Here is a 15,515-nt window from a genome sequence, read left to right as displayed (position 1 = left end):
GTTGCCGACGCTTGCGAGACGACCCGGTATGGCTGCGCGCCGGCGCCTCGCGATGCACGCACCGTGCGCACGCCAAACGTTCCACAACTACCCGGACGCGGCACTAGGGTGGTGCCATGAGCCAGCCGCCGTACGGTGTCCCGCCTCAGCCCGGTCCCCCGCAGGGAGCGCCGGGAGCCCCGCCGCCGCCCGCCTATCTCGGCGGGGGAGCGCCCGGCCCGGTGCCGGGCCAGCCGCCGGCCTACGGTGGCCCGCCCGCCGGCTACGGCGGCCCCGGCCTGCCGCCGCCGCCCGCCAGCGCGAAGCGCACGATCGGCTTCGTGATGGGCCTGATCACGGCCCTCGCGCTGATCGCGTGCGTGGTGGTCGTCTGGCTGATCACGGCCAACAACTGAGGGCGGGCGCACCAGTTCGTGCGTTCCTTCAGCTGCCGCACGTGCGGCAACCCGCTCTTCTTCGAGAACTCCGTCTGCGTCTCCTGCGGCACCCCGCTCGGCTTCTCCCGTGAGGAGCGCGACATCGTGCCGCTCGACGCCGAGGGCCGGTACGTCGACCCGACCGGCCTGGTCTGGCACGTGTGCGCCAACCTCAACCTCTCCGGCTGCACCTGGCTCGCGCCGCTCGAGGGCGGCCAGTGCTCCGCCTGCGACCTGACCCGGACCCGACCCGCGGAGACCGACGCCGAGGGCATGGCCCAGTTCCCGGCGGCGGAGGCCGCGAAGCGGCACCTCCTCGTCGAGCTCGACCACCTCGGCTTCGACACCACGGGGCTGGTCTTCGACATGCTGTCCAGCGTCGACGAGAACGTCGTGATCGGGCATGCCGACGGCGTGATCACCATCGACCTCGCCGAGTCCGACGACGCCCGCCGCGAGCGGATCCGGCAGGAGCTCGACGAGCCCTACCGCACGCTGCTCGGCCACCTGCGCCACGAGGTCGGGCACTTCGTCCAGTCGCGGCTGGTCACCGATGCGGACCCCGAGCGGCTGGCCCGCTGCCGCGAGCTCTTCGGCGACGAGACCACCGACTACCAGGCGGCGATCGACCGCCACTACGCCGACGGCCCGCCGGCGGGGTGGGAGTCGTCGTACATCACGACCTACGCGACGATGCACCCGTTCGAGGACTTCGCCGAGACCTTCGCGCACTACCTGCACATCAGCGACACCTGCGAGACCGCCGCGGCGCACGGGCTGGCGACCGTCGACGTGACCGCGTTCAGCGTCTTCCACGACCTGGTGCGGGCCGTGTGGATCCCGCTGTCGGTCGCCCTCAACCAGATCAACCGCTCGATGGGCAAGGACGACGTCTACCCGTTCGTGATCCCCGACCCGGTGCTGGACAAGCTCGACTTCGTGGCCGGTCTGGCGCGATGAGGCGACCCGGGCGTCGTACCGTCCTCGGGGTCGCGGCGCTCGTCGTGCTCGCCCTCGCCGGCGGAGTCGTGGCGCTCGTCCTGGCGCTGCGCGGCTCCGGTCCCGAGTCGGTGGCCGAGGACTACCTGCGGGCGCAGTGGAGCGGCGACTGGCGCGCCGAGTGCGATCTCGCGACGCTCGAGTGGCGCGACGCCGAGCTCTACGGCGGCCACCCCTTCGCCGACTGCGCCGCCTACGCCGACGCGGCGAAGGAGGCCAGCACCGACAACCCGTTCCTGCCGTACGCCGACGACACCGACGTCGAGGTCACGGTGCAGGCGCTCAACGACGAGGACGGCCGGGCGCGCGTCCAGTACGTCGTCGAGCTCCGCTACCACGGCGAGGACCAGTCCGGTTTCGACGAGCTGTGGCAGGGCGGCGGCGCCTACGACCGCGGGACCGTCGAGCTGGTCGAGGTCGACGGCGACTGGCGGGTGGCCGGCGTCGACGCGGGTTGAGGCCGGTTGAGCCCCGCGCGAGCGGGCAGCAATGACATGATGACCGCCCGACCGTTCCACGGCCCGCGCGGCCGGTCCCGCCCGCCTCCACAAGGAGTTGCCGATGTCTGACCCGAACCAGCCCTCGACCCCTCCGGGGTGGTACCCCGACGGCCAGGGCGGCCAGCGCTGGTGGGACGGCACCCAGTGGACCGAGCACACCCAGCCTCCCGAGGGCGGCGCGTCCGGCGCCCCTGCGACCCCTCCGACGCCCGGTCCCACCGACCAGGCGACCGTGGTCGCCCCCAACCGCGCTGCCGACTTCAACCAGGGTGGCGCGCAGCCGGGCTACGGCCAGCCCGCGCAGCAGCAGCCCTACGGGCAGCAGCCGGGCCAGCCGGCGTACGGCCAGCCGGGCCAGCCTGGCGGCCAGCCGGGCGGGCAGCCGGGCTGGGGCCAGCCCGGCCAGCAGCAGCCGTACGGCCAGCAGGGCTACGGCGGCCCGGGCTACGGCCAGCCCACCGGCGGCGGTGGCGGCAAGGGCAAGGGCAAGCTGTTCGCGATCATCGGCGGGCTCGTGGCGCTGCTCGTCCTCGCGATCGTGGCGGTCTTCTTCCTGGTGAAGGTGGTGGGCGGCAGCGACCCCAAGAGCGTCACCGAGGACTACCTCAAGGCCCAGTCCGAGGCCGACGTGAAGACGCTGTGCGAGCTGTCGACGAAGGACGCGCAGGACGACGAGTTCGAGGAGTACGACGTCGACAACTGCGACGACTACGTCGACGCCGCCCAGGAGGACCTGGACAAGTCCTTCAAGGAGTTCGAGGACGCCGCGGGCGAGTCCTTCGAGGACATCCTCGACGACTGGGAGTACACCTACGACATCAAGGACGCCGAGGAGGACGGCGACACCGCACGTGTCGACTGGACGTCCAAGGGCGAGTACAAGGGCGACAACGACAAGGCCGTCGAGGCCTTCGGTGGCGAGAAGACCGACGACGACGAGGGCACCGCTCTCCTCTGCAAGGAGGACGGTGACTGGAAGGTCAAGGACGACCACGCCGACGACGAGGACGAGTGCTGACGCACCCGGCGCCGTGAGGTCCTTCGCCGCCTTCCTCCTCGTCGTCCTCGCGACGCTCGTCGCGCCGCTGGCGATCGCCACCACCTGGGTCACCGAACGCGTCGACGACCGCCAGGAGTACCTCGACACGGTGGCCCCGCTCGCCGACGACCCTGCCGTGCGCCGGGTGATGGCCGACGCCGCCGCGGCGGCGGCCGTCGCCGCCCTGCAGCAGCACGTGCCGGTGGGGCTGCCCGGCGCCGTCGACACCTGGGCGCAGGCGGCGGCGAACGAGGTCGTCGAGAGCAGGGAGTTCCCGAAGATCTGGCGCGACGCCAACCGCGACCTCCACGGCCAGGTGATCGACCTGCTGGAGGACCCGGATGCCGACACGAGCGGCTCGCTGACCGTCGACGCCGGCCCGGTGGTCGCGCAGGTGCTGCTGGTGCTCGAGGACCGGGGCATCCCGGTCGGGTTGCTGCCCACGGTCCCGTTGCAGGTGCCCGTCGTCGAGCGGGCGAAGGTGGCGGAGGGCGGACCGGCCTACCGGACCACGCACAGCGCCGCCGGCTGGCTGCCCTTCGCGTGGGCGGCCCTCGTCGGCCTCGCGGTGCTCGTCGCCACCGGGTGGCGGGGGCGCGCCCGGACGGCCGGCTTCGCGCTGCTCGGCGGCGCGCTCGGCGCCGGGCTCGTGATGCTGGCGGTGGAGCCCCTGACCGACCTCGCCGTCGACCGCGCCGACGTCGGCAGCCAGGCGATGGTGCGGATCATGCTCGACGCGGTGCTGGGCTCCCTGACGCCCTACGCGAGGACCTTCCTGCTCGCCGCCCCGGTCGGCCTCGTGCTGGTCGCCGGCTCGCTGTGGCCGCGCCGTCGCCGCGACGACCGCTACGACGGGTACGACGGCCACGAGGGGTACGACGGCGGCCACGAGCCGTCGCGCGAGTACGTCTGACGGGGCTACCCGCCAGTAGATGACGACCGCTCGGGCGGGGCCGCGAGTATCGTGGAAGGTGAATCTGTGGTCCGGCCCACAGCCACCCACCCTTGTGGCTAGAGTCGGGCCGCCGAAGTACCCCCACCCCGCCCCGGTGACCCCGACGGCGACGGCCCCCAGGAGTGGTGCAATGACCGACCCCGTCTTCGGACCTGCTCCCGATGAAGACGAGCCCGAGCTGGTCCAGCTGCTGACGCCGGAGGGCGAGCGGGTCCACCATCCGGTCTTCGACCTCGACTTCTCCGCCGACCAGCTGCGCGGCTTCTACCGCGACATGGTGCTGGTCCGCCGCCTCGACATCGAGGCCACCGCCCTGCAGCGCCACGGCGAGCTCGGCCTGTGGCCGCAGCTCCTCGGCCAGGAGGCCGCCCAGATCGGTGCGGGGCGTGCGATGCGCCCGCAGGACTTCGCCTTCCCGACCTACCGCGAGCACGGCGTCGCCTGGTGCCGCGGCATCGACCCGGTCCGCCTGCTCGGCCTGTTCCGCGGCACCGACCAGGGTGGCTGGGACCCGAAGGACCACAACTTCGCGCTCTACTCGATCGTGGTCGGGGCGCACTCGCTGCACGCGACCGGCTACGCGATGGGTGTCCAGCGCGACGGCGCCGTCGGCACCGGCGACCCCGAGCGCGACACCGCCGTGATGGCCTGCTTCGGCGACGGGGCGACCTCGCAGGGCGACGTCAACGAGTCGCTGGTGTTCGCGGCGTCGTACAACGCGCCGGTGGTGTTCTTCTGCCAGAACAACCAGTGGGCGATCTCGGAGCCGTTGGAGCGGCAGTCCCGGATCCCGCTCTACCGGCGGGCGCACGGCTTCGGCTTCCCCGGGGTCCGCGTCGACGGCAACGACGTCCTCGCCACCCACGCCGTCGTGCAGGCGGCGCTGCAGCGGGCCCGCGACGGCCAGGGACCGACCTTCGTCGAGGCGTACACCTACCGGATGGGCGCGCACACGACCACCGACGACCCCACCCGCTACCGGCGCAGCGCCGACGTCGACCAGTGGAAGGCCAAGGACCCGATCGCGCGCCTCGAGGCGTACCTGCGGGCCGAGGGCCTGGCCGACGACGCCTACGTCGCGGGGATCGCGGACGAGGCCGACGAGCTCGGCGTACGGATGCGCCGCGTCTGCCACGAGCTGCCGGAGCCGGTGGCTCGCGACATCTTCGACCTGGTCCACGTCGAGACGACCCCCGACCTCGCGGCGCAGCAGGCGGCGTACGACGCCCACGTCGCGTCCTTCGCGGAGGTGCTCTGAGATGGTGACGATGACCGTGGCCAAGGCGCTCAACGCCGGCCTGCGCAAGGCCCTCGAGGGCGACGACAAGGTGCTCGTGATGGGCGAGGACGTCGGCACCCTCGGCGGCGTCTTCCGGATCACCGACGGGCTGCAGAAGGACTTCGGCGACGACCGGGTCATCGACACCCCGCTCGCCGAGTCGGGCATCGTCGGCACGGCCGTCGGACTCGCGCTGCGCGGCTACCGGCCGGTGGTGGAGATCCAGTTCGACGGCTTCGTCTACCCCGCCTACGACCAGATCGTGTGCCAGGTGGCGCGCTTCCACTTCCGCAGCCAGGGCCGGGTGAAGGTGCCGATGGTGATCCGGGTGCCCTACGGCGGCGGCATCGGCGCGGTCGAGCACCACAGCGAGTCGCCGGAGGCCCAGTTCGTCCACACGCCGGGCCTCAAGGTCGTGACCTGCTCCAACCCCGCCGACGCCTACACGATGATCCAGCAGGCCATCGCGTGCGACGACCCGGTGATCTTCCTGGAGCCCAAGCGGCTCTACCACTCGGCGAAGGCCGACGTCGACGAGAGCGCGCCCGCCGCACCGCTGTGGGAGTCGCGCGTGGTCCGTCCTGGCACCGACGTCACGCTCGTCGGCTACGGCCCGACCGTGTCGACCTGCCTCGACGTCGCGACCGTCGCGGGCGAGGAGGGCCGCTCGGTCGAGGTCATCGACCTGCGCACGCTCTCGCCGCTCGACCTCGCGCCGGTGTACGAGTCCGTACGCCGCACCGGCCGGCTCGTCGTCGTCCACGAGGCGCACGTGACCCTCGGCCTGGGCGCCGAGGTCGCCGCCCGGGTCACCGAGGAGTGCTTCCACTCGCTCGAGGCGCCCGTGCTGCGCGTGGGTGGCTACGACACGCCGTACCCCGCCGCGAGGATCGAGGACATGTTCCTGCCCGACCTCGACCGGGTGCTCGACGCCGTCGACCGCACGTTCGGCTACTGAGGAGGACCGCGATGAGCACCCAGACTGCCGGCGAGTACAAGCTCCCCGACGTCGGTGAGGGCCTCACCGAGGCCGAGATCGTGGCGTGGCGGGTCAAGGAGGGCGACGTCGTCGCCGTCAACGACGTCATCGTCGAGATCGAGACCGCCAAGTCCGTCGTCGAGTTGCCCTCGCCCTTCGCCGGCACCGTGCTCGCGCTGCTGGCGGCCGAGGGCGAGACCGTCCAGGTCGGTACGCCGATCATCCGGATCGGCGAGGAGGGCGCCGCCGCCCCCGCGCCCGCTCCCGCCCGCGGTCCGGAGGTCATCGACACCAACGTCCCGCCCGCCGGCCAGGCCACGCTCGTCGGCTACGGGCCGAAGCAGCGCACGCTCCGGCGCCGGGCGCGCAAGGGCGACGCGGTGCCTGCGGCCCCGGTCGTGGAGCCCCCGGTGGTCGCCGCCCCGGTGGTCGACGCCCCGGTGGTCGAGGAGGTCGCGCAGCGACCGTCACGAGACCCCGGTGCCGTCCGCGCCCTCGCCAAGCCCCTGGTCCGCCGGCTCGCCCGCGACCTCGGCGTCGACCTGACCGCTGTCCCCGCGACCGGCCCCGGGGGAACCGTCAGCAAGGACGACGTGCTCGCTGCCGCCGGCCGATCCGCGACCAGCACCGCAGCGGCCGGTGCGCGCGAGACCCGCGAGCCGGTCAAGGGCGTGCGCAAGCAGATGGCCGCGGCGATGGTCTCCTCCGCCTTCTCCGCGCCCCACGCGACGACCTGGGTCACCATCGACGCCACGGCCACCGTGGAGCTGGTCGACCGGCTGCGGGAGCGCCGCGAGTTCGCGGAGGTGAAGGTCAGCCCGCTGCTCGTGGCCGCCCGCGCGTGCCTGCTCGCCCTTCGTCGTACACCGCTGGTGAACTCGACCTGGGACGAGGCCGCGCAGGAGGTCGTGGTCAAGCGCTACGTCAACCTCGGCATCGCCGCCGCCACGCCGCGCGGCCTGGTCGTCCCGAACGTCAAGGACGCCGACGCCCTCTCGCTCGTCGAGCTGGCCCGGGCCCTCGAGGACCTCACGTCGACGGCCCGCGAGGGACGCACCCAGCCGGCCGACCTCGCCGGCGGGTCCTTCACGATCAGCAACATCGGCGTCTTCGGCGTCGACGGCGGTACGCCGATCATCAACCCCGGCGAGTCCGCCATCCTCTGCCTCGGCGCGATCAAGCCGCAGCCGTGGGTGGTCGGCGACCAGGTCGTCCCCCGCCAGGTGATGACGCTGTCGCTGTCCTTCGACCACCGCCACGTCGACGGCGCCACCGGCACCCAGTTCCTCGCCGACGTCGCCGGCATCATCAGCGACCCCGGCACCGCCCTCCTCTTCTGACCCGGCCTGGGCGTTCCGACCGCCGACTTGCCACTTTGTCGCGCCGACTTGCCACATTCACCGAGTGAGTTGCCACTTTCCTCGTCGGCGCCGGACGGAAGTGGCAGCTCGACCCGCCAAAGTGGCAAGTCGGCGGCTCGATGTGACAAGTCGGCGGAGGGGCTGGGGATGGGCGGACGCACCAGATGTCGGGAGCGGGTAGAACGGACCGGTGCCGCCCGCGCGACTCGGACCACCTGACCAGCTCGGCCCGTACCGGATCGTGCGGCGGCTCGGGCAGGGCGGCATGGGCACCGTGTACGACGCCCTCGACACCGCCCTCGACCGCCACGTCGCGCTCAAGGTGATCGTGCCCGGACTCGCCGGCGACCCGGAGTTCCGCACCCGCTTCGTCCGCGAGGCCCGGGCCCAGGCGTCGCTGGACTCGCCGCACGTCGTGCAGGTCTTCGCGCACGGCGAGCTCGACGGGCAGCTCTTCATCGCGACCCAGCTGGTGCCCGACGGCGACCTCGGCCGGTACCTGCTCCGGCACGGCCCGCTGCCGCCGGGCCAGGCCGCGGCGATCGTCGCGCAGGTCGCCGACGGCCTCGCCGAGGCGCACCGCGTCGGCCTCGTGCACCGCGACATCAAGCCGTCGAACGTGCTGCTGCGCCACCGGGGCACCGACACCGTCGCCTACCTGGCGGACTTCGGGATCGCGGCACCCGCGGGAGGAGCGGGGGTCCGCGGCGACCTCGCCGGGCTCCGCCGCCTGCTCGAGGCCTGCCTGGGCGAGGCTGCCGCGGGACCGGTCGCACGAGCGCTGCGGGACGCCCGCTCCGCGGCCGAGGTCCGCGACCTGCTGCGGCGGCCGGCCCGCGACCGGCGGCGCGGGTGGCCGGTGGCGGCCGCGGCGCTCGCCCTCGCCACCGGCGCGACGGTGGCGACGGTGGCAGTGGTGGCAGCAGTGGCTGCCCGGGACCGGCCCGAGGAGCAAGGCCGCGACGCAGTCGCGCGGATCGCGCACGTGCTGGAGGACGAGGCGGGTCTGGATGCGCGGAGCGCCGCGTGCGCGGCCCGCGCGCTGGTCGACGAGCACGGCGCCACGGCCCTGGCCGCGGTCGAGCGGGGGGCGCGGCCCGACCCGGCCGTCGTCGACGACGCCCTCGAGGCCGCCTCCGGCTGCCTGTGGTGACCCGACGCCCGCGGCGTCAGCGACGCCGGGACCGCTTGGCGTCGTACATCGAGGCATCGGCGAGGCGGAACGCCTCGAGGACCGTGCGGTCGCCCGGCCCGGTCCAGGCGTGGCCGAGCGAGGCCTGCACGTCGTGCTCGGCGAGGGACCGCTCGAAGCGGGCGTAGTGGTCGGCCAGGTCGGCGACCGCCACGTTGTTGGTGAGGACCGTGAACTCGTCGCCGCCGTAGCGGGCGACCCGGTCCTGGTCGGTCCCGGCGGCCAGCAGGGCCGCGGCGGTCCGCCGGAGCAGGTCGTCGCCCGCGGCGTGGCCGAAGGTGTCGTTGGTCGTCTTGAGCCCGTCGACGTCGACCACCGCCACGGCGACCGGGTCGCCGAACGCTTCGATCCGCTGCTGGGCGTCGGCGACCAGGGTGTCCCAGCCGCGCCGGTTGACGAGTCCGGTGAGCTCGTCGGTCGCGGCGAGCGCGACCGCGATCGTCGCCCGGCGGCGCTCGCGGTCGGCCGCCCGCGCGATGCCCACCTGCGAGGAGAGCAACGAGCTGAGCAGCTCGACGAGGTCGGCGTCGAACGGCGGGAGGTCGGCGAGCGGTGAGCTGCCGACCCCGCAGAGGATCCCGAACAGGTCGCCGTCGTCGGTGATCGGGAAGCCGACATAGGCCCGGATGGGACCGGCGTCGGGGAGCCAGGCGTAGTCGGGGTCGCGGACCGCGTCGTGCACGACGTGGGCGGCGCCGTCGGTCATCTGGCGGCAGAAGGTGTCGTCCCACGGCACTCGGTCGCCCGTGGCGATGAGTGCGTCGTGGTGGACGTGCACGTGCACCTGCTCGCCGCCGGCGACGCGGGAGACCGACCAGTCGGCGAGCGGCGTACGACGGCTCAGGTACTCGACCACGCTGCGTGCCGACGCCGCGAAGGCGTCCGCCCCCGTCGCGGGGAGCACGGGCTCCGCCGACAGGGCACCCTCCACGGCCTCGGACATGCCCGCCAGATCGGCAGGTCGCGCGCCGGCCTGAACGGTCGAAGGGGACTCAGCCGTCCGCCAGGCGGATCAGGCCGACGATCGTGGCGACGTACAACGCCCCGTCCGGGCCGAGGTAGATCGCCGCGTAGTGGTTGTTCCACTGGATGCCGGTGCCGGTGAGCCGGCTCCAGCGGGTCTCACCGGTCCGGATGTCGATCGCGGTGACGTACCAGGCGTCGAGGAGGTCCTTGCGGGGCGGCTTCGAGTACACGTAGACGAGCCCGTTGCCCAGCGACGCCTTCGGCACCGACGTGGGGGCGACGGTCGGGTTGGTCCACGCGACGTGGCAGCCCTCGTCGTCGATCATCACCCGCGAGACGCCGGGCGTCGTGGACTTCCCGAGCAGCGTGGACTGCACACCGGCGTACCCGTAGTTGTTCTCGATGATCAGCGAATTGCCCGCTGCCACGAGGCTGTTCTCGGTCGTGCTCGCCCCACCCTGCAGGACCGGCACGGAGCAGTGCTCCCGCTCGCCGTCCGGTACGCCGCGTCGGCGGTCGTAGACGATGACGTGGCTCTGCGGGTCGGCGTTGTCGGCGATCGCGATCCACCGCTCGCCGATGAGGGTGGGCGAGGTGCCCGAGCCCTGGGAGAGCATGCCCGGCTTCTTCGCCGAGCCGCGGTCGTAGGGGATCGCCCAGGTGATCTCCGGCGTGCCGTCGGCGGCCGCGTCGAGTCGGTAGGACCGGTGCGTCGAGACGAAGTAGACGCCGCCGGTCTCGTCGCTGGAGACCGAGTTGTAGATGCCCTCGCCGTCCGGCAGCTCGAGCGCCTTCACCGCGCCGGTCGCGCGGTCGAGGGTCCCGACCGTGCCCTGCTGGCTGAACCACCAGACCCGACCGGACCAGTCGACGCCCGTGGCCACGAGGCAGTCGTCGGCGCCGAGGTACGACGTCAGCGGCCACGTGCGCCCCTTGCTGAGCCCGCCGTCGGCGCCGACCTGCACCTCGGCGATGGCGGACCGGGTCGTCGTCGCGTAGGCGCGGTCCTGGCCGTCGAGGAAGAAGTAGGTGCCGCCGCACAGGTCGGTGAACGGGTTGGCGGCCTTGCCGAGGTCGCGCGCCGAGAGCTGCAGCTGGGAGACCGGGCGCAGCGTGACCGGGTCGATCACCATCATGGTGAAGCCCTCGAGCCCGCCGCAGAGACCGACGATGCGGTCGTGCGAGTCGAAGGCCATCGTCGCGCACTCCCGGATCCCGTACGACGCCGTCCGCATCGTCAGCGCCCGGCCGGTCGGCCCCGACACGGCGTACGCGTCGGTGCTGTAGGCGTCGTTGTGCATGCTGCTGCGACCGTTCGGGGCCAGCCAGGGGTTCTGCGGCACCGGCGGCGCGTCGAGCGGCTGTGCGGTGACGGCGGCGCCGGTGAAGCGGGGGACCAGCAGGTCGGTCGGCAGCGGCGGGATCGGCAGGCCGGGGATGGTCGGCAGCGCGGGCAGCCCGGGCAGGGCGAAGCCGTCGGCGTCGAGGGTGCCGTCGGTGCGGACCGACCCGGTGGCGGACGGGGCGGACGCGAGGGTCAGGGCGAGGACGCCGGCAGCAGCGGTCGCGGCCAGGGAGCGGAGGCGCATCCCGGGAGAGTAGAACGTGTTCCAGTCTCGTGGGAAGGGCGCGGTCAGCGCGGAGGCGTCTCCTCGCCCAGCAGCCAGTCGTCGAAGAAGTCGGACAGCTCCTCGCCGGTCGTCCTCTCGATCCAGTCCCAGTACTCCTGGCGGTCGGCGTTGCCGTTCTCCTGCGAGGCCGGCCACTCGCGGAGCATCGCGAAGAACTTGTCGTCCCCGATCCTCTCCCGCAGCTCCTGCCACATCAGCGCCGGTCCGTAGTAGATGTTGCCGTCGCCGAACTGCTTCGGGTCGAAGGCGGCGGGCGGTCCGGCGCCCTCGCGGAGCTGGACCTCGAAGCCGGCCCACTCGTCCATCTTCTGGGCGATGGTGACGCCCTCCTGCTCGGCCTCCCACATGCCCTGCAGGTACATCGCCATCCCCTCGTTCATCCACACGTCGGACCAGTCCGCGGGGGTGACCGTGTCGCCGTACCAGTGGTGCGCGGCCTCGTGGACGACCACGGCGGGGGACAGGCTGTAGTCGCTGTCGCCGAGCGTGATCATGGTCTGGGTCTCCATGCCGCTGTCGTTGTCGACGACGAGGATGCCCAGCGAGTCGAAGGGATAGGGGCCCAGGATCTTCTCGAGCCAGTCGACGGCCGCCGGCGCGGTGTCGGTGCCGCCGGGCAACGGGTCGCCGTCGGCGTCGGTCCAGACCTGGATCGGGACGCCGCTCGACGACGTCAGGTCCGTGTGCTGGAAGTCGCCGAACGCCACCGTGACGAGGTACGACGACGCGGGCTCCGCGAGGTGCCAGGTGTTCGTCGACGTCCCGCCCTCCTCGGTGGACTTCGTCAGCTGCCCGTTGGCCACGCCCGACATCGGCGCCGGGCTGGTGAGGGTGAAGTCGTAGAAGGCCTTGTCGGCGGGCTGGTCGTTGACGGCGTACCAGGTGAACGCCCCGTAGGGCTCCTGCAGCGTCCACGTCTCGTGCTCGTCGGTGATGCTCCAGCCGACGCCCTGGGTGAAGTCCTGGCGGGTGCTCGGGGCCGGGGCCGGCTCCGGGGTGCCGGCGTAGGTGAGGGCGAGCTCGTAGCGCTGGTCGGCCTCGATCGGGTGGTCGATCGTGAGGTGGGTGCCGTCGACCTCGTGGTCGGCCGGCTCGCCGTCGACGGTCAGCTCGGAGATCCCGAGCTGCTCGTTGAAGTCGAGCGGGATGGTGGGGGAGTCGCCGGTGGCCCGGAAGGTGAGCGTCTGGTGCGCGGTGAGCCGGTCCTTCGCCGGGTCCCAGGCCAGCCCGAGGTCGTAGTGGAGCGCGTCGACGAGCGGGTCGCCGATGTCGGGGTAGACGGAGTCCTCGCGGGTCTCGCTGACCGCGGCGGCGTACTTCCCGCCGGCGGAGGGCGTCGTCGTGCTCGTCGTGGGAGCGCTGCTCGTGGGCGTCGCGCTGGTCGTCGGGTCGCCGTCGGACTCCGGCTCGTCGTCGGAGCCGCACGCGGCGAGCGCCAGGGCGGCGGTGAGGGCGAGGGCCAGCGAGGCGGCGCGCATGCGGGTCATGGGTGTTCCTTCTCCCGTCGGTGCGCACATCATGCCCGGCGGCCCCTCACGCGAGACGAACCTGAACAAGTGTCACGTTTTGGTGTTACCCTCCCCGTGCTCGGTCGTTGAGTGATCGGTGTCACTCGGACATGGGGACGGTCAGGGAGGTCGGCATGGACGGATTGCGCGATTCGGCAGCGTCGCGACGGGTCGGACTGGCCGTCACGGCGGCCCTGGGGGTCATCGGCGTGGCGGCCGTCGTCCCCGTGGCCGGCGCCGGCCCCGGGAGCACGACGAGCCTCGCGGCCGCGGCCGAGCAGCAGAAGTCGGACCGCGGGATCCCGCACGACGACGCGATGCTGGCCCCGCACGACCACAACGACCCGGCGACCAAGAACGACGTCTCCCGCGGCCTCGCCGTCGGTGAGGAGGCCGAGGCGGTCGACCCGACGACCGCCGAGGAGCGCGCCGCCGCGGAGGAGTACGTCGAGGCCGAGCGCGCACTGCCGGACCCCGAGCTCGTCGGCGTCGCCGCCTACCCCGCCCGCACGGCCGTGCCGGCCGACCGCTACGCGATGGCCGGCGGCTGCTACACCCTGACCGCCGGTCTGGCGAGGTTCGGCCCCTACTACTTCAAGGCCACCCGCCTCGGCGGCTACCTGCTGCACACGACGGGTGGCGAGCTCGCGGTGGTCAACGGGGCGGTGAAGGTCGCTGCCAAGGCGAGCCCGGCGGCCGACTGGACGGCGACGAAGGCCGGGACCGGCTACCGGTTCGACGTCGGCGCCGGGAAGGCGCTCACCGTCGCCGGCGGCAAGCTCGTGCCGGGCGCCGGCACGACCTTCGCGCTGCGCACGGCGAGCGGCTGCCCGTCGTACCCGGAGGCGGCGATCAACGTCACCGGCGACCCCTTCGCGGGCGAGACCACCTACCAGGAGGTGCGCGGCTTCGTCGACGCGCACACCCACGGCATGGCGTTCGAGTTCCTCGGCGGCAAGGTGCACTGCGGCCGTCCGTGGCACACCTACGGCGCGCCGTACGCCCTTGTCGACTGCCAGGACCACACGCTCACCCAGGGCAAGGGTGCGCTGCTCGAGTCGGTGCTCTCCGGCGAACCGTCGCACGATCCCGTCGGCTGGCCGACCTTCAAGGACTGGCCGGCGCCCGAGTCGCTCACCCACGAGGGCACCTACTACCGGTGGCTCGAGCGCGCGTGGCGCGGCGGGCAGCGGCTCTTCGTCAACCTGCTGGTCGAGAACAACAAGCTCTGCCAGCTCTACCCGATGAAGAAGAACTCCTGCGACGACATGGACTCGATCCGCCTGCAGGCCAGCGACATGCTGAAGATGCAGGACTACATCGACGCCCAGTTCGGCGGCCCGGGCAAGGGCTTCTACCGGATCGTGAAGGACCCCTTCGAGGCGCGGCGGGTCATCAACAGCGGCAAGATGGCCGTGGTGATGGGCATCGAGACGTCCATCCCGTTCGGCTGCACGTACAAGAAGGTCCTGGGCAAGGACTTCCCGGCCTGCACCAAGGCCGAGATCGACGCCAACCTCGACGAGATGCACGCCCTCGGCGTACGACAGATGGAGCTCGTCAACAAGTTCGACAACGCGCTCGCCGGGGTCGCCGGCGACGCGGGTGCCATCGGGCCGCTCGTCAACACCGCCAACTTCCTCGAGACCGGCTCGTTCTGGGCGATGGAGCACTGCGAGCCGGCGGACGGCGAGTCCGCGGACAACCCGCAGATCGGCGTCCTGCCGGACCTCAGTGCCGGGCAGCAGGACGCGCTCTTCGGTGCGATCGGGAAGGTCCTGGGACTGCTCCCGGCGACCCCGCTCTACGGACCGCCGGCCCATTGCAACAAGCGCGGCCTCACCGAGCTCGGCGTGCACACGATCGAGGGCCTCGCGAAGCGCGGCATGGTCTTCGACCCCGACCACCTCTCGGTCAAGGCCCGCTCCTCCTCGATGGACGTCATCGACGACCTCGCCTACCCGGGCGTGATCTCCAGCCACTCGTGGTCGACGCCCGACACCTACCCCCGGATCTACAAGGCGGGCGGCTTCATCACCCCGTACGCAGGCGACTCCACCGGCTTCGTCGCGAAGTGGCGCCGCCACCTCGGCTGGGCCGACCCGCGCTACTACTTCGGGTTCGGCTTCGGTGCCGACATCAACGGCCTCGGCGCGCAGGGCAACCCCCGCGGTGCTGACGTCCCCAACCCGGTCAGCTACCCCTTCACCGGACTCGGCGGCGTCCAGGTCGACCGGCAGCAGGCCGGCGAGCGGACCTGGGACATCAACGTCGACGGCGTGGCGCAGTACGGCCTCTACCCCGACTGGGTGGAGGACCTACGCCAGGTCGCGGAGGCGCAGCACGCCGGCGACGGCGAGAAGATCGTCGACGACATGGCCCGCGGGGCCGAGGCCTATCTGCAGATGTGGGAGCGCGCGTACGGCGTGAAGCCCGACTCGTGCCGCAACGCCGACCAGCGCCTGGGCGTCTCCACCGTCCGGAGCCGGGTGACGATCGGCATGACCACCGAGGCCGTGCTGCGCGCGGTGGGCCAGCCCTACCAGCGGCTCGGGACGTCGTACTCCTTCTGTGCGAAGACCTCGACCCGGGCGAAGGTGCCCGTGAAGGTGACCTTCTCGAAGGCGGGCCGGGTGACCGGGCTCAGCTTCTCCTGAGGCATACCTGAGGCATTCGTCACGCCCCACCGG

13 protein-coding genes are annotated in these 15,515 nt (G+C 72.5%); 10 read left to right on the top strand and 3 right to left on the bottom strand.

Features of this window, described 5'->3' with window-relative positions; translation table 11 throughout:
- Positions 1–116 precede the first annotated feature (116 nt).
- From AC2YHB_RS16145 to AC2YHB_RS16105, 9 genes are all read left to right on the top strand, one after another.
- Positions 117–395 (top strand): hypothetical protein, encoded by a 279-nt coding sequence (locus AC2YHB_RS16145; RefSeq protein WP_036548911.1) that lies wholly within the window; start codon positions 117–119, stop codon positions 393–395.
- An 18-nt stretch (positions 396–413) separates the two neighbouring features.
- Positions 414–1,376 carry a zinc-binding metallopeptidase family protein gene (locus AC2YHB_RS16140; RefSeq protein ID WP_487354284.1) on the top strand — a complete coding sequence of 321 codons (963 nt, stop codon included), beginning with the start codon at positions 414–416 and terminating at the stop codon, positions 1,374–1,376.
- A complete protein-coding gene (locus AC2YHB_RS16135) occupies positions 1,373–1,873 on the top strand; it encodes a hypothetical protein (RefSeq protein ID WP_487354283.1) in 501 nt (166 codons plus the stop codon). Before AC2YHB_RS16140 ends, AC2YHB_RS16135 begins: the two co-directional genes overlap by 4 nt.
- A 103-nt stretch (positions 1,874–1,976) precedes the next feature.
- Positions 1,977–2,933 carry a DUF2510 domain-containing protein gene (locus AC2YHB_RS16130; protein WP_487354282.1) on the top strand — a complete coding sequence of 319 codons (957 nt, stop codon included), beginning with the start codon at positions 1,977–1,979 and terminating at the stop codon, positions 2,931–2,933.
- A 13-nt stretch (positions 2,934–2,946) separates the two neighbouring features.
- The gene (locus tag AC2YHB_RS16125) at positions 2,947–3,867 is read left to right on the top strand and encodes a hypothetical protein (RefSeq protein WP_487354281.1); all 921 of its coding nucleotides are present in this window, start codon (positions 2,947–2,949) and stop codon (positions 3,865–3,867) included.
- A 172-nt stretch (positions 3,868–4,039) separates the two neighbouring features.
- Positions 4,040–5,167: a pyruvate dehydrogenase (acetyl-transferring) E1 component subunit alpha gene (pdhA, locus tag AC2YHB_RS16120; protein ID WP_179648196.1), complete on the top strand. Its 1,128-nt coding sequence runs from the start codon at positions 4,040–4,042 to the stop codon at positions 5,165–5,167.
- A 1-nt stretch (position 5,168) separates the two neighbouring features.
- The gene (locus tag AC2YHB_RS16115; protein WP_179648195.1) at positions 5,169–6,146 is read left to right on the top strand and encodes an alpha-ketoacid dehydrogenase subunit beta; all 978 of its coding nucleotides are present in this window, start codon (positions 5,169–5,171) and stop codon (positions 6,144–6,146) included.
- A gap of 11 nt (positions 6,147–6,157) precedes the next feature.
- Positions 6,158–7,507, top strand: a complete 1,350-nt coding sequence (locus AC2YHB_RS16110) for a dihydrolipoamide acetyltransferase family protein (RefSeq protein WP_179648194.1) — start codon at positions 6,158–6,160, stop codon at positions 7,505–7,507.
- Positions 7,508–7,718: 211 nt separating this feature from the next.
- Positions 7,719–8,681, top strand: coding sequence for a serine/threonine-protein kinase (locus tag AC2YHB_RS16105; RefSeq protein WP_179648193.1), 963 nt, complete (start codon positions 7,719–7,721; stop codon positions 8,679–8,681).
- Positions 8,682–8,697: 16 nt separating this feature from the next.
- Here AC2YHB_RS16105 and AC2YHB_RS16100 read toward each other — a convergent pair whose 3' ends face one another.
- The 3 genes from AC2YHB_RS16100 to AC2YHB_RS16090 are packed head-to-tail and all read right to left on the bottom strand — an operon-like array spanning position 8,698 to position 12,804.
- Positions 8,698–9,663 (bottom strand): sensor domain-containing diguanylate cyclase, encoded by a 966-nt coding sequence (locus tag AC2YHB_RS16100; RefSeq protein WP_179648192.1) that lies wholly within the window; start codon positions 9,661–9,663, stop codon positions 8,698–8,700.
- A gap of 49 nt (positions 9,664–9,712) precedes the next feature.
- On the bottom strand, positions 9,713–11,275 hold the full coding sequence (locus AC2YHB_RS16095) for a hypothetical protein (RefSeq protein WP_179648191.1): 1,563 nt from the start codon (positions 11,273–11,275) through the stop codon (positions 9,713–9,715).
- 44 nt (positions 11,276–11,319) lie between these two features.
- Complete coding sequence (locus tag AC2YHB_RS16090; RefSeq protein WP_179648190.1) at positions 11,320–12,804, bottom strand: M1 family metallopeptidase; 1,485 nt, start codon at positions 12,802–12,804, stop codon at positions 11,320–11,322.
- Positions 12,805–12,959: 155 nt separating this feature from the next.
- On the opposite strand from AC2YHB_RS16090, the gene AC2YHB_RS16085 reads away from it, so the two are divergent.
- The gene (locus AC2YHB_RS16085) at positions 12,960–15,482 is read left to right on the top strand and encodes an amidohydrolase family protein (protein ID WP_179648189.1); all 2,523 of its coding nucleotides are present in this window, start codon (positions 12,960–12,962) and stop codon (positions 15,480–15,482) included.
- The last annotated feature ends 33 nt before the right edge of the window (positions 15,483–15,515 follow it).

It is taken from the genome of Nocardioides sp. SRI_004 (assembly GCF_057586415.1).
This window is presented reverse-complemented; position numbering and strand designations above follow the sequence as displayed.

Coding starts and splice junctions, on each gene's coding strand:
- AC2YHB_RS16145 (WP_036548911.1), top strand. CDS start 117: ATGAGCCAGCCGCCGTACGGTGTCCCGCCTCAGCCCGGTCCCCCGCAG.
- AC2YHB_RS16135 (WP_487354283.1), top strand. CDS start 1,373: ATGAGGCGACCCGGGCGTCGTACCGTCCTCGGGGTCGCGGCGCTCGTC.
- AC2YHB_RS16130 (WP_487354282.1), top strand. CDS start 1,977: ATGTCTGACCCGAACCAGCCCTCGACCCCTCCGGGGTGGTACCCCGAC.
- pdhA (WP_179648196.1), top strand. CDS start 4,040: ATGACCGACCCCGTCTTCGGACCTGCTCCCGATGAAGACGAGCCCGAG.
- AC2YHB_RS16115 (WP_179648195.1), top strand. CDS start 5,169: ATGGTGACGATGACCGTGGCCAAGGCGCTCAACGCCGGCCTGCGCAAG.
- AC2YHB_RS16110 (WP_179648194.1), top strand. CDS start 6,158: ATGAGCACCCAGACTGCCGGCGAGTACAAGCTCCCCGACGTCGGTGAG.
- AC2YHB_RS16100 (WP_179648192.1), bottom strand. CDS start 9,663: ATGTCCGAGGCCGTGGAGGGTGCCCTGTCGGCGGAGCCCGTGCTCCCC.
- AC2YHB_RS16095 (WP_179648191.1), bottom strand. CDS start 11,275: ATGCGCCTCCGCTCCCTGGCCGCGACCGCTGCTGCCGGCGTCCTCGCC.
- AC2YHB_RS16090 (WP_179648190.1), bottom strand. CDS start 12,804: ATGACCCGCATGCGCGCCGCCTCGCTGGCCCTCGCCCTCACCGCCGCC.
- AC2YHB_RS16085 (WP_179648189.1), top strand. CDS start 12,960: ATGGACGGATTGCGCGATTCGGCAGCGTCGCGACGGGTCGGACTGGCC.